The 22,104-nt window shown below is 36.4% G+C and carries 24 protein-coding genes and 1 riboswitch; of the genes, 14 read left to right on the top strand and 10 right to left on the bottom strand.

Features of this window, described 5'->3' with window-relative positions; translation table 11 throughout:
* Positions 1–293: 293 nt before the first annotated feature.
* Together MKX39_RS14880 and MKX39_RS14875 are read right to left on the bottom strand one after the other, a co-directional pair.
* Positions 294–1,076 (bottom strand): HAD family hydrolase, encoded by a 783-nt coding sequence (locus MKX39_RS14880; protein ID WP_340770084.1) that lies wholly within the window; start codon positions 1,074–1,076, stop codon positions 294–296.
* Between the two features lie 60 nt (positions 1,077–1,136).
* A complete protein-coding gene (locus tag MKX39_RS14875; protein WP_093538134.1) occupies positions 1,137–1,745 on the bottom strand; it encodes a DUF3298 and DUF4163 domain-containing protein in 609 nt (202 codons plus the stop codon).
* 57 nt (positions 1,746–1,802) lie between these two features.
* Between MKX39_RS14875 and MKX39_RS14870 the strand changes: the two genes are divergently transcribed.
* The 6 genes from MKX39_RS14870 to MKX39_RS14845 all read left to right on the top strand — a co-directional run bounded on the left by MKX39_RS14870 (position 1,803) and on the right by MKX39_RS14845 (position 6,708).
* Positions 1,803–2,537 carry an AAA family ATPase gene (locus MKX39_RS14870; RefSeq protein WP_093538135.1) on the top strand — a complete coding sequence of 245 codons (735 nt, stop codon included), beginning with the start codon at positions 1,803–1,805 and terminating at the stop codon, positions 2,535–2,537.
* Positions 2,538–3,119, top strand: a complete 582-nt coding sequence (locus tag MKX39_RS14865) for a VanZ family protein (protein ID WP_093538136.1) — start codon at positions 2,538–2,540, stop codon at positions 3,117–3,119. It abuts the gene before it with no gap.
* 52 nt (positions 3,120–3,171) lie between these two features.
* On the top strand, positions 3,172–3,330 hold the full coding sequence (locus MKX39_RS14860) for a Fur-regulated basic protein FbpA (RefSeq protein WP_139219931.1): 159 nt from the start codon (positions 3,172–3,174) through the stop codon (positions 3,328–3,330).
* A gap of 112 nt (positions 3,331–3,442) precedes the next feature.
* Complete coding sequence (locus tag MKX39_RS14855) at positions 3,443–4,594, top strand: DEAD/DEAH box helicase (protein ID WP_093538137.1); 1,152 nt, start codon at positions 3,443–3,445, stop codon at positions 4,592–4,594.
* A gap of 2 nt (positions 4,595–4,596) precedes the next feature.
* Positions 4,597–5,826, top strand: coding sequence for an aminopeptidase (locus MKX39_RS14850; RefSeq protein ID WP_340763367.1), 1,230 nt, complete (start codon positions 4,597–4,599; stop codon positions 5,824–5,826).
* 21 nt (positions 5,827–5,847) lie between these two features.
* Entirely contained in the window at positions 5,848–6,708 is an 861-nt protein-coding gene (locus MKX39_RS14845) for an SGNH/GDSL hydrolase family protein (protein WP_340771460.1), read from the top strand.
* A 314-nt stretch (positions 6,709–7,022) separates the two neighbouring features.
* Here MKX39_RS14845 and MKX39_RS14840 read toward each other — a convergent pair whose 3' ends face one another.
* Both MKX39_RS14840 and MKX39_RS14835 read right to left on the bottom strand, forming a co-directional pair.
* A complete protein-coding gene (locus MKX39_RS14840; RefSeq protein ID WP_093538139.1) occupies positions 7,023–7,355 on the bottom strand; it encodes a DUF4870 domain-containing protein in 333 nt (110 codons plus the stop codon).
* A gap of 31 nt (positions 7,356–7,386) precedes the next feature.
* On the bottom strand, positions 7,387–8,472 hold the full coding sequence (locus tag MKX39_RS14835; protein WP_340770079.1) for a M20 family metallopeptidase: 1,086 nt from the start codon (positions 8,470–8,472) through the stop codon (positions 7,387–7,389).
* Between the two features lie 104 nt (positions 8,473–8,576).
* A riboswitch (TPP riboswitch) is annotated at positions 8,577–8,668 on the top strand.
* A 65-nt stretch (positions 8,669–8,733) separates the two neighbouring features.
* Between MKX39_RS14835 and thiT the strand changes: the two genes are divergently transcribed.
* Positions 8,734–9,315, top strand: coding sequence for an energy-coupled thiamine transporter ThiT (gene thiT / locus MKX39_RS14830; RefSeq protein ID WP_093538141.1), 582 nt, complete (start codon positions 8,734–8,736; stop codon positions 9,313–9,315).
* 47 nt (positions 9,316–9,362) lie between these two features.
* Positions 9,363–10,112 carry a type I methionyl aminopeptidase gene (gene map, locus MKX39_RS14825; RefSeq protein WP_093538142.1) on the top strand — a complete coding sequence of 250 codons (750 nt, stop codon included), beginning with the start codon at positions 9,363–9,365 and terminating at the stop codon, positions 10,110–10,112.
* Between the two features lie 290 nt (positions 10,113–10,402).
* Here map and MKX39_RS14820 read toward each other — a convergent pair whose 3' ends face one another.
* The gene (locus MKX39_RS14820) at positions 10,403–11,131 is read right to left on the bottom strand and encodes a tryptophan-rich sensory protein (RefSeq protein ID WP_340770076.1); all 729 of its coding nucleotides are present in this window, start codon (positions 11,129–11,131) and stop codon (positions 10,403–10,405) included.
* 157 nt (positions 11,132–11,288) lie between these two features.
* Between MKX39_RS14820 and MKX39_RS14815 the strand changes: the two genes are divergently transcribed.
* Complete coding sequence (locus tag MKX39_RS14815; RefSeq protein ID WP_340770074.1) at positions 11,289–13,091, top strand: M3 family oligoendopeptidase; 1,803 nt, start codon at positions 11,289–11,291, stop codon at positions 13,089–13,091.
* A gap of 6 nt (positions 13,092–13,097) precedes the next feature.
* Positions 13,098–13,646 (top strand): GNAT family N-acetyltransferase, encoded by a 549-nt coding sequence (locus MKX39_RS14810; protein ID WP_340770072.1) that lies wholly within the window; start codon positions 13,098–13,100, stop codon positions 13,644–13,646.
* A 98-nt stretch (positions 13,647–13,744) separates the two neighbouring features.
* Here MKX39_RS14810 and MKX39_RS14805 read toward each other — a convergent pair whose 3' ends face one another.
* From MKX39_RS14805 to MKX39_RS14790, 4 genes are all read right to left on the bottom strand, one after another.
* Entirely contained in the window at positions 13,745–14,314 is a 570-nt protein-coding gene (locus MKX39_RS14805) for a beta-class carbonic anhydrase (protein WP_093538146.1), read from the bottom strand.
* A gap of 196 nt (positions 14,315–14,510) precedes the next feature.
* Positions 14,511–15,518, bottom strand: coding sequence for a rod-share determining protein MreBH (gene mreBH / locus MKX39_RS14800; protein ID WP_093538147.1), 1,008 nt, complete (start codon positions 15,516–15,518; stop codon positions 14,511–14,513).
* Between the two features lie 255 nt (positions 15,519–15,773).
* A complete protein-coding gene (locus MKX39_RS14795) occupies positions 15,774–15,908 on the bottom strand; it encodes a hypothetical protein (protein ID WP_281249761.1) in 135 nt (44 codons plus the stop codon).
* 89 nt (positions 15,909–15,997) lie between these two features.
* Positions 15,998–17,230 (bottom strand): aminopeptidase, encoded by a 1,233-nt coding sequence (locus MKX39_RS14790; RefSeq protein WP_340770070.1) that lies wholly within the window; start codon positions 17,228–17,230, stop codon positions 15,998–16,000.
* A gap of 190 nt (positions 17,231–17,420) precedes the next feature.
* Between MKX39_RS14790 and motA the strand changes: the two genes are divergently transcribed.
* From motA to MKX39_RS14770, 4 genes are all read left to right on the top strand, one after another.
* On the top strand, positions 17,421–18,224 hold the full coding sequence (motA, locus tag MKX39_RS14785) for a flagellar motor stator protein MotA (protein ID WP_093538149.1): 804 nt from the start codon (positions 17,421–17,423) through the stop codon (positions 18,222–18,224).
* Complete coding sequence (gene motB / locus MKX39_RS14780) at positions 18,208–18,981, top strand: flagellar motor protein MotB (protein ID WP_093538150.1); 774 nt, start codon at positions 18,208–18,210, stop codon at positions 18,979–18,981. The genes motA and motB overlap by 17 nt, the downstream gene beginning before the upstream one ends.
* A 433-nt stretch (positions 18,982–19,414) precedes the next feature.
* Positions 19,415–20,515: a carbohydrate kinase gene (locus MKX39_RS14775; protein ID WP_340770066.1), complete on the top strand. Its 1,101-nt coding sequence runs from the start codon at positions 19,415–19,417 to the stop codon at positions 20,513–20,515.
* Positions 20,512–21,423 (top strand): pseudouridine-5'-phosphate glycosidase, encoded by a 912-nt coding sequence (locus MKX39_RS14770; RefSeq protein WP_340770064.1) that lies wholly within the window; start codon positions 20,512–20,514, stop codon positions 21,421–21,423. Before MKX39_RS14775 ends, MKX39_RS14770 begins: the two co-directional genes overlap by 4 nt.
* 422 nt (positions 21,424–21,845) lie before the next feature.
* Here MKX39_RS14770 and MKX39_RS14765 read toward each other — a convergent pair whose 3' ends face one another.
* Positions 21,846–22,067: a DUF1128 domain-containing protein gene (locus MKX39_RS14765; protein WP_093538152.1), complete on the bottom strand. Its 222-nt coding sequence runs from the start codon at positions 22,065–22,067 to the stop codon at positions 21,846–21,848.
* Positions 22,068–22,104 lie beyond the last annotated feature (37 nt).

Genomic DNA, 22,104 nt, shown 5'->3' with positions numbered 1-22,104 from the left:
TTGCTACGCTCCTGCGGGGTCTCAACTTTCTCACTTGATGTGCACCCAAAATGTTGGACTTAAAACTAACTTGGGGCTGCACGTTATGAACATAAAAAAAGCAGAAGTAATTGATGCCTTTTTTGAGAAAGGAATGCCATAAGATTACCGGAAAAAGAAGTGGTGGTCGTGACGTTAGTCACGACCACCCTTCAAAAATTAGCTTAAAGTATAGCAACAAGTCTGTCCAAAGCGCTTCGAAAGCGATAGAAACAGGTCTTTACCTTAAAGTACCGAGTGTTTTTTGTCCGTTTTTATAAAGAGAGCAATGTTAAAAGCTCTCGCAAGTTTTCAATTGTATATGTAGGTTTTACTTCTTCACTGGCCGGTTTTTCCTCGCGGTTAATCCACACAGATTGAATGCCAACCTTAGAAGAGCCCAATATGTCGGTCATTAAGTTATCACCGACCATCAATACTTCTTCTGCCGATAATCCTACCATCTCTAAGGCATGTTCAAAAATGGATGGATCAGGCTTTCCTTTACCGAAGGATCCAGAGATAAGGATATGATCAAAATATGGAGCAATCTCCGGTGTGATTTCTAATTTAGTGTTTTGAAGACTTGGTGAACCGTTTGTCATTAATAATAATGAATACTTTTCTTTTAGTTGGTCTAATACTTCATAGGTTTCTTCATATACAAAGGGGCTTTCTTTTCGCATTCGTGGGAAATACTCCGCCAGCTCTCTGCCTAATTCTTCATTATTAATCCCTAACTGCTCTAATCCCTTCGTCCAAGCTAAACGCTGATATTCGGGTATGATAGCTTTCATCTTTTGAAAGTCTTCAGAAGGATCGTCAAAAGTTCCCCATAGCCCTTCAAAAGGATTAATGCCGATCATTTTAGTGTAAGCACGTGTTTCATATGTATCGTACAATGTGCTTGCCTCTGAACGTACGGCTTGTTCTAGAGCAAATGGATCCACATTAACCTGAGTGGCTGCATATACGCATGTTTTGTGAAACGCAGTGGACACACTTTTATTGTCCCATAGTAAAGTATCATCTAAGTCAAAGAAAATTGCTTTTTTCATTCCCATAAACCCCCAGTACGTATTTATATAATACTTTACCGTACTAAAGAGAGTGTGTCACTAGAATGGAATCATTTTTTCAAGAATACCACCTTCACGAATAAGATTTTCTATATCTTTAATGGTAATTGGAAAATAGGGGAAGCCGTATACATACGGAGTCCATTCATACACTTGAAAATAAATGACAAGTGAATGATCCGCTATATAAAAATCTTGATCACTTCGTATTTGTGTAAAATCCTCTAATAGAGGTACATCCCACTCGACAATTTTCTTTTCAATCATGTCAGAGAGGACTTTTACATAATTGCTGTCTGGCTTAAACAATTCACTTAGTCCATACTGCTTCCCAGTCTTGACATCAAAGGTGAGTGATTTCGTAATTGTTAGACCATGGGCACCACCTGTAAACGAATAGACAGTTAAACTTAAGCTGAGAACGCCGCGTTCATTCGTTTTAATCTCATAGGTACCGACCATTTCAACTAAATGTTCACTGTAAAATCCTTGTTCGATTAAAAGCTTGTTTAGTTCATGAATAATATCTGCATTAATCTTTTTTTCAACGGCAGGATTGGGTAGATTAGTTACTATAGGATAATACACGTTAATTTTTGGCGAACTTTTCTTAATATATTTCGTTTCTATACGAATAGGTAGATCCAAGGCAAACAACCTTTCTTCAGAAGTAATAATTTATGATATGAGTGGGAGAGGAATCATATGTTTTTAAATAGAGTGACCCTTTTCAAAGAGCCGCAAATGGAAAGGCAGTATCCATTCACCATTCCTGCAATTAGTAACTTTAATGAATTAGAGTTAACTTCTCCTGTCACTTTCTTTGTGGGAGAGAACGGGACTGGGAAATCGACATTATTAGAAGGAATTGCAGATAAATGTGAGTTTAATACTGCTGGAGGAAGTCGAAATAACCTTTATGATGTAGATGCTGCAGAAAGTGCATTGGGGAAATATCTAAGACTTTCTTGGATGCCCAAAGTAACTAGTGGTTTCTTTTTACGTGCAGAATCCTATTATCAGTTTGCTTCACATCTGGATGAACTGGAAAGAGAAAATCCTGGCCTTGGTGTGTTAGACAGTTATGGTGGAAAATCCCTTCATGAGCAATCTCATGGTGAGTCATTTTTGTCGTTATTTAAAAATCGATTTAATGGTAGGGCTATTTATCTGTTAGACGAACCAGAGGCAGCATTATCACCGCAGAGACAATTGGCATTTTTACGTATCATGCATGATTTGATCAAAGAACAGAATTGCCAGTTTATCATTGCAACACACTCTCCAATATTATTAGGATATCCTGAAGCGACGATCCTAAGTTTTGATGAAGGACAAATTGAGGAAATCGATTATGAACTGACAGCGCATTATCAAATTACAAAGTATTTTTTAGATCATAGGGAAAAATTTTTAGAAGAGTTATTTGAAGGTGAGTAGATGTATGTAATCATAAATTATTTAGATGATATGTTATTTTTTATAGGGATTGCCTTTCCATTGATCGTCATTTGGCGACTATTTCGTTGGAAGAAGAGAGGATTTAAGCTTAAAGAGACTTTACATGAGATTGGAATATTAGTGTTTTTCTCAGTACTTGTTGGTCTTTTTTCTCAAACAATAATACCTAAAGTAGGGGACGTACCTGCCTATACTACTGGTGTAAATTTGGAGTTATTCCGTGTTGTGGAAGAAACCTACAAGTCAGTTGTATACCTAGGTTTTTGGCAACCATTTTATATAAACTTCCTTGGTAATATCATTCTATTTATGCCAATTGGATTTCTTCTACCTTTACTATTTAAAAGGATGGAACTTTTTATATTACCTGTATTTGTGGGATTATGTATCTCCTTATTTATTGAAATTATGCAGATTCCACAAAGTAGGAGTAGTGACGTGGATGATTTGTGGCTGAATACACTTGGGACATTTCTAGGCTATGTATGCTATTACTTTGTTCGTAAAGCTTTCCCATCATTTACGGGTGCTTTCAAAAGAATGAAAAGACAAGTTTATTAAACCTTAGGATGGGTAAAATACAATGGAATAAAATTTGCAAGGAGACATTAACATGATGATGATAAAAGAATCACAAACAGAACAAAAACGTGATGGAATTATTGAAGAATTTGTAAATAAAGGTGTATATAAAATTGATGGAAGACAATTATATGAGTTGAATTTTTATGAATTAATGAAGGAATATACAACTGAAGAGGAAAGTAAATAAGTGCCTTTTTAACAGGCACTTTTTTTTATCTAAATCTCTATAATCTATAAATAATAGTCGATATAAAAAATATGGTACACTTGACTTAAATACGGATAAGGTGGAAACAAATTTGACTTTTATAACTAACTTAAATGAAACATTACAAAACAAATGGCAGGATGCAAATTTTGCATCACCAATGCCTATACAATCTCAATTAATCCCACATATGCTGGATGGCTCTGATATTGTTGCAGAATCTCCAACAGGAACGGGAAAAACGCTTGCTTATGTACTTCCAATCTTGCAGATGGTTGACCCTACCAAAAAACATATTCAGGCAATGGTAATCATTCCTTCTCAAGAACTTGGAATGCAAATTGTAGAGGTTTTTCGTGAATGGGTGAAAGGTACAGACATTTCAGTTGCACAATTAATTGGTGGAGCAAATATTCACAGACAAATTGATGTACTTAAAAAGAAACCGACAATTGTTGTTGGAACCCCTGGTAGATTGCAAGAACTAGTAAAAACGAAAAAACTAAAAATGCATGAAATAAACATCGTTGTCCTAGATGAAGGAGACCAACTTCTGAGCAGAGAACATCGCACAACTGTAAAAAGTTTAGTTGATGCAACTGTCGAAAGCCAACTAATAGTAACTTCTGCAACAATCACAGAAGAAATAGAACTAGTTGCGGAACGTATGATGAAGAATCCTGTGCGTATTCAAGTAGCAGCAGAAGATATTCCTTCGCAAGGGGAAGTTATCCATAGTTTCGTGAAGACAGAACCTCGTGATAAAACTGAATTACTGCGTAGAATATCTTACTTGAAAGGTATGCGAGGCCTTGCTTTTGTAAATAGTTTAGATCAGCTATTAATGAAGGATGCAAAACTTTCTTATAGAGATGCGCCGATTGTATCCCTACATTCTGAAATGAAAAAGGATGAACGGAAGAAAGCATTAGATGATTTTAAAAGCGGTAAAGTAAGTTTACTAATTGCTACAGATGTGGCAGCAAGAGGATTAGATATATCTGGACTTACTCATGTAATCCATGTAGATGTACCACATTCAGTGGAACAATACTTACATCGTTCAGGACGCACAGGTCGTGCGGGTGCTGATGGAGAGGTAATGACATTATTAACTTATTCCGATGAAAAGACTTTTAAAAAGTGGACAAAAGAGCTTCCTAAAAAGCCAATTCAAAAAGTATGGTATCGCGGAGAGTTAATCGAGGGGACATCTAAAACTATTAGTCAAAAGGGGAAATAAAGATGGATTTTCAACAAAAGCTTGAAGAGTATGCAGAATTAGTAGTGAAGGTTGGCCTGAATATACAGCCGAACCAACCACTTCTTATAAATACGACGACAGATACAATTGAATTTACACGATTAATAGTGAAAAAAGCTTATGAAGCTGGCGCAAAAAGAGTAGATGTCAACTATACAGATGAAGTAAATGCACGCGCATTTTATGATTTTGCTCCAGATGAAGCGTTCCATGAATTTCCTAAGTGGGCTGCTATGCAGCGCGACGAGTTAATCGAAAATAAAGGCGCATTATTATGGATTGACGCGGATAACCCAGATCTACTAGAAGGTGTTTCGATTGACCGTATTTCAAGCTTTCAAAAGGCAAGTGGGAAAGCGTTAGAAAATTATCGAAAAGCTGTGATGAATGATGTAATTACATGGTCCATCGTTGCAATGCCTTCAGAGAAATGGGCTGCCAAAGTTTTCCCTGATCTGAAGCCTGAAGAACAAATGCAAGCCCTTTGGGAGTTAATATTCCAAGTTGTGCGCATCGGCGAAGGCACAGCAGTTCAACAGTGGAAAGAACATATTGATAACTTGGAAAGTAGAGCGGCACTACTAAATAATAAGCATTTCAAAAAGCTACACTATAAAGCAGAAGGAACAGATATTCAAGTGGAACTTCCAAAAGAACATATTTGGATGTCCGGAGCTAGTAAAAATGGTCAAAACACACCATTTATAGCAAATATGCCAACAGAAGAAGTATATACTGCACCACTTAAAACAGGTGTAAATGGCTACGTGAAAAATACAAAGCCATTTGTTTATCAAGGAAATGTAATAGATGATTTTACTTTGACTTTTGAAAATGGGAAGATTACTTCTATTAAAGCTGCAACTGGTGAGAAACTATTGCAAGAGTTAATTGGAACAGATGAGGGAGCAAAGTATTTAGGCGAGATTGCTTTAGTGCCACATGAATCACCTATTTCCGCTTCGAATGTATTATTCTTTAACACCTTATTTGATGAAAATGCCTCCAACCATTTTGCAATTGGAGAAGCATACCCTACCTGTGTGGAAGGTGCTCGTGGCTTAACTCATAGTGAATTAGAAGCTATGGGTATTAACACCTCCATTGTGCATGAAGACTTTATGATTGGTAGTGGCGACATGGATATTATGGGAGAATTAGCAGATGGATCAATGGAGCCTATATTCAAAAAAGGAGCATGGGCTTTTTAAGGAGTGAGTAGTTTGAAAAAAATGCTTGGTACTTTAATCATTCTGTTTATCTCATTTGGCTCTATCACAGTAGATGCAAAGGGAACTGAAGTCTATATAGCACTTGGCGATTCTTTGGCAGCCGGTCAAACACCAAATCGTGCCATCGATACTGGTTATACAGACTTAATCGCTCAGAAACTAACTACAACAGGACAGCTGGCTTTCTATTCAAAAGCATTAGCATTTCCAGGATATACAACAGCAGATGTTCTTGAGAGTATTCAGACAGATGAAGCGAAAGAGTTGCTGAAGAAGGCTACGTTAGTTACGATATCCGCAGGAGCAAATGATTTGCTACAAATGGTACAAGTGAATTCAACGAGTGGTTCTGTAGCATATCAACAAATTTCAGCTGATTTTGCTTTAAATAATACGCGAAAAAATATAGCGCAGATTATTAAAGAAGTGCAAGTACTAACACCAAAAGCAAAAATTTATGTCATGGGTTATTATTTTGCTTATCCTCATGTCAGAGAGTCGCAAAAGAGTGGTATTAAAAAAGAGTTAGACCGTTTGCAGCTTATATTAAAAAAACAATCAGAGGCAAATGGAGCAACTTATGTGTCAGTAGAAGAGACATTTGGAGTTAATGCAACGACATTATTACCAAATCCTGCAGATGTCCATCCAACGATGGAAGGTTATCGTATTATGGCAAATGCATTTTTTTCACAGTACAACAAGGGAATATTTGTGACCCAAAGTGAGTTGCCAGCACCGAATCCACTATCGTTTGAACAAATTCTGAATGCTAGTAAAGAAGAAGGAAAATCTCCTGTAGCTAAGGCAGAGGGAATGGACAACTACTACTCATTAACAGAATTGAAGCCACTAATATAGCATGTTGCTTACCTTTCCAAATGCTTAGCTGTATTGACGCTTGGGGGAAGTTGCTTAAATAGGGGTAGAAAGTTGCAAGTTTACTGATGAGTGCTGCGCAAAAGCACCTCCTATACTAAAAAAACTGTCCCCTTATTTAGGAGGACAGTTTTTTAGCGAGTAGTTTTTTTAGATTTTAACACTTTGCGGATAATGGGATAAACAATTGGTGCAAATTTAATTGCTGTTTTAACTAAGTTTTTTACTTTCATCATAATCGCTCCTTGGCTTTCGTTATTAATAATTATGTACCCTTAAGAGCCTATAAATAAACGTTATCTTAATACTTTAATGCCTTGAACAATATTCCAAACCATTACTATAACATACACAAGCATATATATACCGATTAGTATTAAAGGTCCCACTGCCATCCAAAGGGTAGGCTGTTCATTATATCCAGTTGTAAAAGGCATAAAACTTGAAAAGATACTAATGAACAAAATTACTAATAAAACAACAGGTATGATATGAGAGATTAAGGATTTTTTTGCATGATATTTAACCTCAGAATCCTGTGAGACAAAATAAACGATGATGGGCAATAAAAAGGGGGCAAACAAAACACTAAAATAGGAAAGTGCTGATAAAATTCTTGGATTATCCAGTTTATATCACCTCTATTCTTTCTAATATATCCTACGAAATTATGATATTTTTCTCACTTTTACCTAAGGAGACTAAGATGTTTTTATAAGTTTCCGTAGAGGAAATAGATACATATTCTTTTTCACCATGCCAATCCCCACCACTTGGTCCAAACTCAATAGCGCCTGCTCCAGTTTCTGCATAAAAGCGAGCATCAGCTGCTCCATGCTGCCCAAATAACACAGCAGGTTTTCCTATAAACTGTGAAGTGACCTGAGCAATACGTTCGATATATGGGTTAATAGCTTCAGTTGTTACTGCAGGAGCGGTAGTGTGCACTTGTATTTCACTATTGGGAAATTCTTCCGTCAACGTTTGGAGGTCTAAAAGAATACTATGCATATCTTGTCCGGGTACGTAACGAAGATCATAACTTACTATGCACTCATCGGGCACTACGTTATATCGTTCTCCTGCTTGTATTTTTGCCAAGTTTAAGGAAGGATAATCATAGAACTCATTGCTTGCTGTTAAAAAAGAAAGTTTGCGAAGCTGTTGGTCAAAAAGAAACGCTTGTTCAATTGCATTTATTCCTTCCCAAGGACGACTGCCATGACTAGATTTGCCCTTAAGTATTACATCAAACTGGATAATTCCTTTTGCCTGTAAGCCAATTTGTAGATGGGTAGGTTCTCCGCATATAACAAAGTCACCGATATATCCTTGATCGACCAAAAATTTGGATGTCTCTCCGTCTGTTTCCTCATCGGTTACGATATGTAGTTGGATTTTTTGAGCAAGATTTTCAGGTTGTTTAGATAGCTCATAAAAGGCTTGCATCATCGCTGCAACTCCCGCTTTCATATCAGCTGTTCCACGACCATATAAATAATCTCCCTCAATATAAGGCTGAAATTGTGAAGTTTCTCCTGGAACAACATCTACGTGACCATTCCAAATCATACATTTATCACCGTCTCCTATTACTGCCACAAGCATCAGTTTTTCCTCATGCTTTAAGATCGTAGTAGTAATACCTCGTTCCTCTAGCCAATTCTCACAAAATAACAAAGCATTATTTGCGCCTTCCAATGTGTCACTTTTGATACGTATTAAATCTTTTAATAATGTAATCATGTAAACATCCCCTTACGCGTATAGTTTTTACAAGTATAACAAAAGAACAAAAGAAGGTTGCAATACTTTATCTATTCAGCTACAATGAACTCGAACTAAATAATTCAAACCACAAGGGGCGCCGTTGATACGGCTGAGATAGTACCCTTCGAACCTGTAAGTTAATACTTGCGTAGGGATGTGGATGGAAACTGACAATCGCGCGATGTCTGGGTCTATCCCGGGGGTCGTTTTTTTTGTGGTCAAAAAAAGGGGATTGTCATGAAGAATAATCGAGTATTAATATTAATGGAAATCGCTATTTTTGCAGCTTTAGGATATGTTTTAGATATGATCGGCTTTGGAATGCCGCAAGGTGGATCAGTTACATTCGTTTTAGTACCTGTTATTTTAATGGCTTTTCGTCGTGGTATTGTAGCAGGTTTAACAACTGGATTTTTAATAGGTGTATTACAAGTCGTTACAGGCCGTTTTTACGCAGCTCCCTTATCATTTGAAATAGTGATAGCACAAGTAGCAATAGATTATTTCATCGCATTTATGGTAGCTGGTTTTGCTGGTTTTCTGAGACCTGCGTTTTTACATGCATTTGAACAAAAGGATAAAATGAAAATGGTTAGAGCAGTTGTCTTGGGAACGTTCATCGCAGCTTTTCTTCGTTATTTAGCACACGTAACTTCAGGTATTCTATTCTTTGGTGAATTTGCTGGTGAGCAAAATGTTATTTTGTATTCGTTGATCTATAATTCTACTTATATGATTCCTGTATTTTTAGTAGCAGCTTTCATTTGTTCCATATTATTTGTTAAAGCTCCGCGCCTCACACTGCCGAATCTTCACTAAATATGGTATGATTAGAATACATTTAGTGAAGAAGGGATCTTGTTAAGATGATTGTACAAACTGACGAAGAGTTAGTAGCATTAAAAAAAATAGGGCGTATTGTTGCAGAAATTCGAGATGTAATGAAGGCTGCTACTAAACCTGGTGTGACTACGAAAGAGTTAGATGAAATCGGCGGAAAGCTATTTAAAGAGCATGGCGCGATTTCTGGACCAATGGGAGAATACGATTTTCCGGGATATACTTGTATTAGTGTTAATGAGGAAGTAGCTCATGGAATGCCAGGCGCTCGTGTTATAAAAGATGGTGATATCGTGAATATAGACGTTTCAGGATCACTTGATGGTTATTTTGCAGACACAGGAATTTCTTTTGTCGTAGGCGAAGGATATGAAGAGAAAGAGAAGTTGTGTGCTGTAGCTGAGAGTGCATTTGAGCGTGCAATGCTAAAAGTTAAAGCAGGTTCACGATTGAACCAAATTGGTAAAGCAGTAGCTAGAGAAGCCAAAGATAATGGCTTGCATGTTATTATGAACCTAACTGGACATGGTATTGGGAAATCACTTCATGAAGCTCCTCAACATGTATTGAATTATTATGATGCATGGGATCCAACAATATTAAAAGAAGGAATGGTTTTAGCAGTTGAGCCATTTATTTCTGCGAAGGCAGAGCATATTGTTGAATCAGGTGATGGTTGGACATTTATCACTCCTGATAAATCCTTAGTAGCACAGATTGAGCATACAATTGTTGTCACAAAAGGTGCACCAATTTTATTAACTAAATTAGATTAAAACAAAACGCCTTCAAGAGTTTACTCTTTCGAAGGCGTTTTTTAATTTATGAGTATGACCTACTACGAAGTCAGTGCTCATAGTAATTTTTCGGCTGATGGGCGGTTTCCATGGGCGTTGCCTCAGCCTCCTCGCTTAGAAAAAATTTAGATCTAGTTATTTAAAAATACATTAACTATTTCTTGAAGTTGTAGGAGACAGACAGATAAATATGTTTAACGAAAAAAGAGAGGCTGTTTGTGACAACTACCACAAACAGCCTCTAATATTGTAAAATGTCTGTCCAAACCTTAAGGGGTTCTGGAACCTTTCTTAAGGAAAATTATCCCAACGACCAAGACGCAGCTTAGGAAAAGAGAAGCTGAGGTCAGGAGCAGTTGACTAAAGTTGTGTTGGATTGCTACCCCGACGAAAGTCCAGATAAACACAACTGACATAAGACGATCAAAATAATGATAGCGGAAGTGAAGAGCTATCGCTGTCGCAATGGTTAAGAAGATAACACCCCAAAGTGATTTTGTCATACCAAATCCACCGAATTCATAAAACGTGAGGAGATAAGATAGATTTATGAAGAAACTGATAAATGTCCATCCTAAAAGGAAGGAAATTGGTAACCGATTTTTTCGATTTATATCATCTAAAGGATAGGTTAAATATAATTTAAACAAGCAGCTTAGTAAGACAGTGAGAATACCAAAAGCATAACCAAATAGTTCGTAATGCCAACTGAATATATTCAAAATATATAACACAGATGATGCCCCGTATAATAGAACGCGTCTAGTAGGGATAGGATGAGAAGACTTGTAATCTTTCATCATATTCCAAATCCACCAAGCTAATGAGATGAAAATAACAATCCATATGTAAAACACATAATTTGCTGGAGTAAAAAAGACGGGAAGTCTATTGAAAATCTCGCCACTGGTTTGACCATTTATGGGAAGTAGAATAGATAGTAATTTAACGATTACAGTAGATATAAAAAATAATATTAAAAGGATTATTTTAAACATTCAGCTGCCTCCTTCTATTTAATAAGTATACCTTTGATATATACCAACAACAAATTAGAATTATGAATGTTATGTGACGAAATTGGGACAATCTGTATGAGGAAAACATGATATACTAGAAATCTAATATAATTGTCAATATAGGAGGAATATTTAGATGATTGAACAAACTTATTCGGTTGTATGGGATCTTGATCGCTTTTTTGAAGGGGGCAGTAGCTCTCCATCTTTAAGAAGCCATTTGGATGAAGTAAAAGGAAAGCTAAGCAGTTTTGACGCAAAACTCCAAGACTTTAACTCACCGACATCTATAGCAGATGTCTCCGTTATTGAGCAAACAATAGAACAATTAAAAGATATCGCAACAAATTTATCTGAAGCTGGAGCAGTAATAGGTTGCTTTATGGCACAGGATACAACTGATAAGCAGGCAGCATTATTAGAAGGTGAGATAGGGTCACTTTATGCTAGATTCTCTTCTCAAATGCTCACAATTCAACAAGTGCTAAGTAAAACAGAGGAATCTGTATGGGAAGATCTACTTCAAACACCTGAGCTTTCTTCATTTGCATTTGTGTTGAATGAATGGAGAGAAGAAGCAAAAAGAATGCTTTCTGAAAAAGAGGAAGACATAATTACTAAACTTGAGGTAGATGGCTATCATTCATGGGGACAACTTTATGATTTACTTGTAGGTGATATTCGTATTAAACTTACAATAGATGGAGAAGTAAAAGAAATGTCAGTTGGACAGGTTAATAATCTGAGCTCCCATGAAGATGCAACGATTCGAAAAGAATCATTTGAAGCACTTGAAGCTGCTTGGACAGATAAAGAGGAGTTCTTTGCAAAAACATTGAATCATATTGCTGGCTTCCGCCTTGCAGTTTATGAAAAAAGAGGATGGAATTCTGTTTTAGAAGAGCCTCTTCATATTAATCGTATGAGTGAACAAACACTAGATGCAATGTGGGGAGCTATCTCTAAAAATAAAGCTCCATTCGTAGAATACTTAAACAAAAAATCGGCAATGCTAGGCGAAAAACAAATGCATTGGTACGACTTAGAAGCACCCGTGAGTACTTCTACAGAGAAAATGGATTATCAACAAGGTGCTGAGTTTATATTAAAACATTTTAAAGAATTTGGACCAAAGTTAGAGTCATTTTCAAGAAATGCGTTTGAAAAAGGTTGGATTGAAGCAGAGGATCGTCCAAACAAGCGTCCAGGAGGATTTTGTACAGGAATGCCTGTATCAGAGGAATCACGCATTTTCATGACGTATAGTGGGTCTATGTCCAATGTTTCTACGTTAGCTCATGAATTGGGTCATGCCTTCCATTCATATGCTTTAAGACCAGTACATTGGATGAACCGTCAATATGCCATGGGTGTTGCGGAAACTGCATCCACATTTGCTGAAATGATAGTTGCCGATGCTGCTGTAAAGGAAGCAACAACTGATGACGAAAAAATTGCTTTACTAGAAGACAAAATTCAACGTAGTGTAGCATTTTTTATGAATATCCATGCTAGGTTCTTATTTGAAACTAGATTTTATGAGGAACGTAAAAATGGAATAGTATCTGCTGCTCGTTTGAATGATTTAATGGTTGCAGCTCAACAGGAAGCATACGGGGATGCATTAGATACAACACATCCTCATTTCTGGGCATCTAAACTGCATTTCTATATAACGGGAGTACCATTCTATAACTTCCCATATACATTTGGTTACTTATTCTCTTTAAGTATCTATGCTAAAGCTATAAGTGAGGGTGCGAACTTTGAAGAGAAGTACATTGCATTATTGCAAGATACGGCAGTAATGTCGGTAGAAGACTTAGCGATGAAACATTTAAATGAAGACATTACTCAAGAAGCATTTTGGATAAAAGGAATTGATCTATGTATCCAAGATGTTAAAGAGTTTATTCAATTGACTAACGCAAAAGGGTGAAGGTGTTTGATTTATCTAGAAGGAGATACATGTTATTTACGAACATTAAATACGAAAGATGCACCAGCTCTAGCGGATCTGACTTATCGCAATAAGATGTATTGGTCTGTTTATGAACCGCTGCATCGGGATGATTATTATACTACTTCTGTCCAACGGGAGAAAATTCGGGAATCTCTTATGCTCTCAAAGGAAAAAAGAGAGTATAGCTTCGGGATTTTTGAACATCAGTCAGACAAAATGATTGGTAGTGTATCCTTATACAGTATTAAAAGAATGCCTTTTTCTAGTGGGCTTATCGGATATTCTATGGACGAATCCAATATTGGAAAAGGGATTGCTTCTGAAGCGGTTCACCTTGTGAAAATATTCGGATTTGAGCATGTCCAACTAAATCGTATTGAAGCATATGTATCTCCAAATAACCCTGGTTCTATTAAAGTATTAGAGAAAAATGGCTTCAACCAAGAGGGATTACTACGAAAACTACTTTATATCAATGGTAAATGGCAGGATCATTTTATCTATGCATCCTTAACAGAAGAAGATATTTAACAAACTTAAAACCCACTTATTCATTTTTCATGAATAGGTGGGTTTTCTTTAGAATTCATTATTTTGTAAGTCTCCCTGTCGATTTCCCGGGAAATAGTTTATTTCTTGTCGATATTCCCATCAGTCACTAAATCTAGACGCCCGGTTTCTGGATCTATAATTAGACCATGAACAGGGATTTCCGGAAGCATAAGCGGGTGATTACGAATCATTTCAACACTATGTAAGACACTACTTTCTACGTTAGAAAAACCTTCCAACCATTTTTCTAAGTCCACGCCAGAATTTTTAAGCGTATCTAATACACGAGGATCTACCCCACGTGTAATCATTTTATCAATCATTTTATCGGTTTGTATAGCACTCATTCCACAATCATGATGACCAATTACATATATCTCATCGGCCTGAAGCTCATAAACAGCTACCATAAGACTACGCATGATTCCACCAAATGGATGGTTGATAATTGCGCCAGCACTTTTAACGATTTTGACATCGCCATTTTTAAAATTCATGGATTTTGGAAGCATTTCTGTGAGTCTTGTATCCATACAAGTTAAAATAACAATTCGTTTGTTTGGAAACTTTGTAGTTAAAAAAGGTTCGTAAAGTTTACTTTCTACAAAATGATCATTGTAAGTTAGAATTTCTTGTAAGCTTGGCATCGTATTCCTCCTTTAGGTTATAATTATATTTTATAGGAAATGAAAGATAATTGCTTTATTTAATACTTAGTACTTCCTATTCAATTTAATAGTATACAAAAAAGCAAAATGTTGTTCATCTGAATGAACAGTATTTTGCTTTTTCATTAGGTATTTTTATATTTTAAGGTCTAGAAACCATTAAGTGAACTTTATTTTATTTCGCTAGTTTTTGTTTTCGGTCTGAGACAATATAGGATTTCCCTGTCCCAATAGCAACAGATTGTAATGGCTCCGGTGCGAGGTGAACTGGAACTTCAATGACCTGAGTTAACCATTCGGAAATACCTTTTAGTAGTGCTCCACCACCAGTTAGTATTACCCCGTGATCGACGATATCTCCAGCAAGTTCAGGCGGGCAAGTTTCCAACGTAGCGCGAATTGCTTCTAAAATTGTTTCCAGTGATTCTGTTAAAACTCCTTGAACTTGAGTAGACGATAGATAAATGGTCTTTGGTAATCCACTCACTACATCTCTCCCGGTAACTTGCATTTGTTCTACTGCATGGGGAACTAAAGCATGTCCAATAGTCATCTTAATAAGCTCAGCGGTAGGTTCGCCAATTATTACATTATATTCTTTTCGGACAAAGTGAATAATCGCTTCATCCATACGATCTCCAGCAGCCTTTACTGTATTAGATGCGACAACACCACCGAAAGAAATAATACCCACTTCCGTAGTACCTCCACCAATATCCACAATCATACTTGCCACTGGTTCATCTACAGGCAGACCAGCACCGATTGCAGCTGCAACAGGTTCTTCCATTAACTGAACTTCCTTTGCTCCACTTTGTCTTACGGCATCTTGTATAGCTCTTCGTTCAACAGAGGTTGCACCAGATGGAGTACATACAACAACAGTTGGTTTTCTCAAAGAAGTGCCAAGTTTTTTTCCTGCTTTTTGCATAATAAGTTTTAATAATTGAGTTGTAATATCAAAATCGGCAATTACGCCATCTTTTAGAGGACGTATTACCTCAATAGAAGTGGGAGTCTTGCCAACCATTTTTTTTGCCTCTTCACCAAAAGCTACAATTTCACGAGTTTTAGTATTTACTGCTACTATAGTAGGTTCATCTATTAACAAGCCTTTGCTTTTTGTATAAACTAATGTATTTGCTGTGCCTAAATCTATTCCAATATGTGAGTTTGAAAACATTTGTCTTCCTCCTATTCCAATCGTACTAAATAAGTATAATAGATAAACAGAGGTTTGCCATTTGTCACATTATGGTATTTTACATATATTTCATCAGATTTTAGGTCAATAGAAATAGAGAGGGACACAAAAATAAACGAATAGTATTGGTTTGTCATCTCTTTGTAATAGTTTTGTAGCTAATTTGAGAACAAAAAGAGATAACATAACATATAAAAAAACAACCGTCAGCTTACTCGACGGTTGTTTTTGGTATTATTGAAAAGGTTTTGGATCTATCGTAGTAGAATCTTTTGAATTCATGCCTTTTCCGAAGAAATGTAAAATCGCATAACCAACGATTCCCATTACTACAGAAAATCCAAGTACTGTAGATATGAATAAAGCCATTATTAAACACCTCACTAGTCTTGTTTATTTGATTATAACCCAAATTCGAAAGAATAGTAACTAGTAAAATATTGAATTATAGTTAACAATTAAAATGCCCAGTTCCCATTACGGAATATTGGCTCTGTAGTCCCATCTTCTTTTATACCGTCAATATCCATTTTATCTGAACCAATCATGAAATCAACATGTGTAATACTTTCGTTTAATCCATTTTCTGCTAGTTCTTCACGACTCATTTTTTTACCACCTTCTAAACAGAAAGCATATGCACTTCCGATTGCTAGATGGTTAGATGCATTTTCATCAAAAAGAGTGTTGTAAAATAATAGATTTGAATTAGATATCGGTGAGTCATGTGGTACAAGTGCGACTTCGCCTAAATAATGAGACCCTTCGTCCGTTGCCACTAAGTTCTCCAGAACTTCTTGACCTTGTTCTGCCACCACTTTAACAATACGACCATTTTCAAAAGTAATAGTGAAATTATCAATAATATTTCCACCATAGCTTAATGGCTTCGTACTTGCTACATAACCATTAACGCCTGTTTTCATTGGGACAGAGAATACTTCTTCCGTAGGCATGTTAGCCATGAAAGAAAATCCTTTTTCGTTTGTGCTGCCAGCTCCACACCATAAATGACCCTTTGGTAATTCAATAGTTAAGTCCGTACCTGGAGCAGTATAATGAAGCTTTTGATAATTTTTTTCGTTTAGATAATCTACTTTCGTGTGTAAAAGGTTATCGTGGTCAATCCATGCTTGCGTTGGGTTAGCAACATCCGCACGAACCGCTTGGAAGATTGCTTCCCATAATGCGGGTACTTGTTCCTCTTCTGATAGCTCAGGGAATACCTTTTTAGCCCAAGCTGTAGATGGAGATGCAATTACTGACCAACTTATTTTATCGGATTGCACATATTGACGATACTTGCTCAGAGCTTGACCAGCAGCTTTTTGGAATGCTGAAATTTTAGAAGAATCCATGCCTTTTAATAGGTCGGGACTTTGGCTGACAACACTTATAAATGCTGCACCACCATCAGCTAATAGTTCTTTTTCTTGTGCTTTCCAAGATGGGAAGAAATCAAACGAATCCTCGGGTGCCAGTTCATATCGAAGACGAGTAATCTCATCGTCTGTTAAATCTACGAATACTTGTTTAGCTCCGGCTATGTATGCTTTTTTAGTAATTAATCGAACAAGTTGCACACTATCCGTTGAAGCGGCAATAAATAAATTTTGACCAGGCTGAATGTTAACTCCTACTTCTACAACAAGAGAAGCGTAATTTTCTAGTTTTGTGTTGAAAGATGTCATTTAGATACTTCCTTTCTATTATTATCTCCATAGTATCAGTATTGAACATGTATTATCAATATTCAAATTTGTCTATTAGTAAAAATTTGTTCATAATTAAGAAATTTAATTAAACATTCGGGTAAATTTTATTAATAATATATGATAATAGCCGAAATAAAGTAGAGAAATAGAATGTGGGGGAAGTTGAATGGATAAGTCTACAGTTTTTGGTTTAATAATAGGATTTGTATCGTTATTTGTTGGGATGATTATGAAAGGTGTTACCGTAGGTGCATTATTAAATCCTGCAGCAATCTTAATCATCATTTTCGGTACGATTGCAACAATAGTTATTGGATTCCCAATGAACGAATTAAAAAGAATACCTAAGATTTTTGGCGTTATATTTAAAGAAACAAAACTAGTACCAGATGTTGAAGTTATTAAAATGTTTTCCAGTTGGGCAGATTTAGCAAGACGAGAAGGATTATTAGCCCTTGAAAGTAAAACAACAGATGTAGAAGATCCATTTTTAAAAAATGGCCTTACATTAGCAATAGATGGACAAAATGCAGACTATATTCGAGATGTGTTAACAGAGGAAATTGACGCACTAGAGGAAAGACATTCTGGTGGAGCTCAAATTTTTACTCAAGCTGGTACATATGCTCCAACGCTTGGTGTACTTGGAGCAGTAGTAGGTTTAATAGCTGCTTTAAGTGATATGAGTGATATTGATAAACTAGCTCATGCTATTTCTGCAGCCTTTGTCGCAACTCTTTTAGGTATTTTCACTGGATATGTTTTATGGCATCCATTTGCAAATAAATTAAAACGTAAATCGAAACAAGAAGTTAGACAAAAGACAATGATGCTAGAAGGGATACTTTCTGTATTAGAAGGAGATGCTCCGCGAGTTATTGAACAAAAACTAGCTTCCTACTTATCTATGTCTGAGCGTAAAAAAGTTTTAGATGAAAGCGGGGAGGCTGGCCTTGGCAAAGAAGCATAAAAAACATAAGCATGAAGAGGAAGTAAGTGAAGCATGGCTTCTTCCATACTCGGATGTTTTAACCTTATTATTAGCATTATTTATCGTGTTATTTGCTACTAGTTCAGTAGATCAGCAAAAACTGGAACAAATGTCTCAAGCGTTTAATCAAGTTCTTAATGGTGGGACTGGTATTTTTGAACAACCGTCTCCGGTGGAAATGCCTGATACTCCTAACGATTCAGGCAAGGGAGAAGACGGAGAGAGTACGGCTTATTTGGAAGATCAGCAAGCACTGTCCGAAATTCAAGATAGTGTCGATGAATATATAGCAGTAAATGCACTTGAAAAACAATTTATTACGAAACTTACGGATGAAGGATTACTTGTAACTATAAGAGATAGTATCTTATTTGATACTGGGGAAGCCGAAGTAAAAGGGGAATATCGTCAAATTGCAGAAGATATTTCTGATTTATTAGTGTTTGATCCACCAAGAAATGTAGTTATTACTGGTCATACAGACAATATTCCGATCTCTAGTAGTGAGTATTCTTCTAACTGGGAGCTGAGTGTAATGCGTTCAGTAAACTTCCTAAAAATATTAGCAGGTAACAATACAATAGATCCTCTATATTTTAGTGCGAAGGGTTACGGTGAATTTAAACCTGTAGCTGCAAATGATACTCCAGCAAATAGAGCAAAAAATAGAAGAGTTGAAGTACTCATTCAACCACGTGTTTTAGAAGATGGTACATTAAACGATAAACCTGAGTAATTTAGAGAAACTGACAACTATATTAATGGTTGTCAGTTTGAGTTTGGACACAGAGGTATTTTTATAAACGGTTATGAATAGTAAAAAATGTTCCTAAGGATGGTTATTCATCTTATTAAAAGTAAGATATCGATTACTCTATTGGAACTGTTTATAAGGCAAGGGCCACCACGAAGACTCCAGTGGGAATAGCTTGAGCTGAAGCCCCCGCAGGAACATAGTGACGAGGAGGCTGAAGCCAAGCCCACGGAAAGCGAAGTGGTGGACCTTGCCGAGTTTAATATTCTACTCTATACACCTAGAATTGAGTTTGGGTTTGTCTACAGTCTGAAACTGACAACTATATTAATGGTTGTCAGTTTTTATTTGACTTCTTAAAACAAAAGTTTATAATTAAAACAAAAGTTTAAAAAGGTGAGGAGGTGGAAAGTAAATGAATTCAAAAGAAACAAGTATTTTAAAGTACTTGCGAGAAAACCCGTATGCTTCTCAAATGGAAATAGCAAATGAATTAAAAATGTCTCGACCTGCCGTTGCGAATATAATCTCCCAATTAATCAAAAATGGGAATATTACAGGAAGAGCGTATATATTACCTGAGAATAAAGAAATTATTTGCATAGGCGGAGCAAATGTAGATAGAAAATATACATTGAATAATAAACTCCAAATGGGTACATCCAATCCTACATCCAGCATACAAAGTGTAGGAGGGGTTGCAAGGAATATTGCAGAAAACTTAGGTAGACTAGGACAATCTGTACGCTTGTTGTCTGTTGTAGGAACCGATATGGAATACGAAGCGATTGAAAAAGCCTCTAGTCATTGGATGAATTTATTTTCAGTCGAAAAGTTACCAAATTACACAACTGGAACATATTCCGCAGTGTTAGATTCGAATGGAGAAATGCTCCTTGCTTTAGCTAATATGGATATTTATGAACAGTTAACTGTGGATTATTTAAAGAAACACGAAGCTCATTTGACCAATGCACAGCTAATCATTATAGACATGAACTGTTCGAAAGAAGTAATAGAATATATCCGAAGTGTCTCTATTGGACATAATATACCGCTTGCTTTAATACCTGTATCTTCCCCGAAAATGGATAGAATGCCTGAATCCTTAGAGGGGATTGAGTGGTTAATCACCAATAAAGATGAGGCAGAAACGTATTTAGGTGTGAGCATTAACGATAAGGAATCTTGGGAAAAAGCCACAAGACTATTTGTGCAAAAAGGTATTTCTCATGTAGCTATAACTTGGGGGAGCCAGGGCATCATGTATGCAGGTAGTGATATGGAAACGTCGCATTTTCCAGCAATACTAGTGGAGAATGTAATTGATGTAACAGGAGCAGGAGATGCATTTGTATCCGCAACTTTATATGCATGGTTAAATGGTGATGTTATTTCAACTGCAATACAAACAGGTATGTTAAATGCCAGTAATACAATTCGTTCAAGCGAAACGGTAAGAACAGAACTTTCCAGAAATAATTTAACTAATGAGATGGAGGAATTTATAAAATGAAACAATATATCACTTATTCAGAAGAAGTAGCAAAAGGTATGCAAGATGGAAAGGCTATAGTAGCCCTAGAGTCGACGATTATCTCACACGGTATGCCATACCCTCAGAATGTAGAAACAGCTAGAAAAGTAGAACAAATTGTACGTGACAATGGTGCCGTTCCAGCGACTATTGCTATCATGGACGGGAAGATTAAAATCGGTTTATCTGATGAAGAATTAGAAACACTAGGAACTAGCAAAAATGCACGAAAAACTTCTAGACGAGATCTTGCATACGTTGTATCTTCAAAAGAAATTGGTGCAACTACAGTAGCAACGACAATGATTTGTGCAGAAATGGCCGGCATTAAGCTATTTGTTACAGGTGGAATTGGCGGGGTGCATAGAGGCGCAGAAACGACGATGGATATCTCGGCTGATTTAGAAGAACTAGCAAATACAAACGTTGCAGTAGTTTGTGCAGGAGCAAAATCTATTCTAGATATCGGTTTAACTCTAGAGTACTTAGAAACAAAAGGTGTTCCAGTTGTAGGCTACAAAACTGACTCATTCCCAGCATTTTATACAACGACAAGTGAATTCAATGCGGATTTCCGTTTAAACAGCGAAAAAGAAGTAGCAGAAATGTTAAAAGCTAAATGGGATCTTAAGTTAGATGGAGGAGCAGTAATTGCAAACCCTATCCCAACAGAACATTCTTTAGAAGACTCTTATATTAACTCGATTATCCAAACTGCTTTACAGGAAGCTGAAGCAAATGGCATCAAAGGAAAAGACGTAACTCCATTCATGCTAGGTAAAGTAAAAGAGCTAACAGAAGGTAAATCTTTAGAGGCTAACATCGAACTAGTTTATAATAATGCTCGAGTTGGATCTAAAATTGCAGTTGAGTTAAATAACCTATAATCATAAGGGCTATCTATTGTCGGAAGAAGACAATAGATAGCCCTTTTTTACAAAATAAGAAAGTATATAAAAATACAGTATGAACACTTGATTTGCAGAGTATTTAAGAATGAATAATACTACTGATTTACGTTACATGCAGAGAACAAAGGCGAGCCCACGGAAAGCGTCGCTCGGAGCAGAAATAAATGGCAAACTCCGTATTTGTTTTTAAAGGACCGGGCGTATTTTGCTCGGTTTTTCTTATGGGAAACATTTGAAATATAAATGGATAAATTATTCTTTCCGAAAGTAAATCTCCATCAAGAGCAAGTAAATGGCTATCTAGTGGTAATAGGCCTTAATTCTTCCTTGATCTCTTAAATGGAATAAAATAAAAAAGTTGACCATGAACGAATTCATGGTCAACCATTATCATATGATTATTTACGTAAGTTTCCTAGTTCAGATGCGATTGCTTGCATTTCACTTGGACTAAAAGTATCTCGTTTTTTTACCATTTCATATAAGTAAACAAGATCTTCATATTGTGTTGCATTAAAGTCTTCTGCTCTCATTGCGTCTACATTGACCATACGAAGCTTCTCTTTAATTGTTTCAATCATATACGTTACATTTTCCGCTGAGGGTTGTGATAGATCCATTCTTAGTAACCTGCCTTTCATACATTAGAATTATCAT

Source organism: Psychrobacillus sp. FSL K6-1464, assembly GCF_038003145.1.
GTDB lineage: Bacteria > Bacillota > Bacilli > Bacillales_A > Planococcaceae > Psychrobacillus > Psychrobacillus psychrotolerans.
Note: the sequence above shows the minus strand (reverse complement) of the source record. Positions and strands in the feature narration are given on the sequence as shown.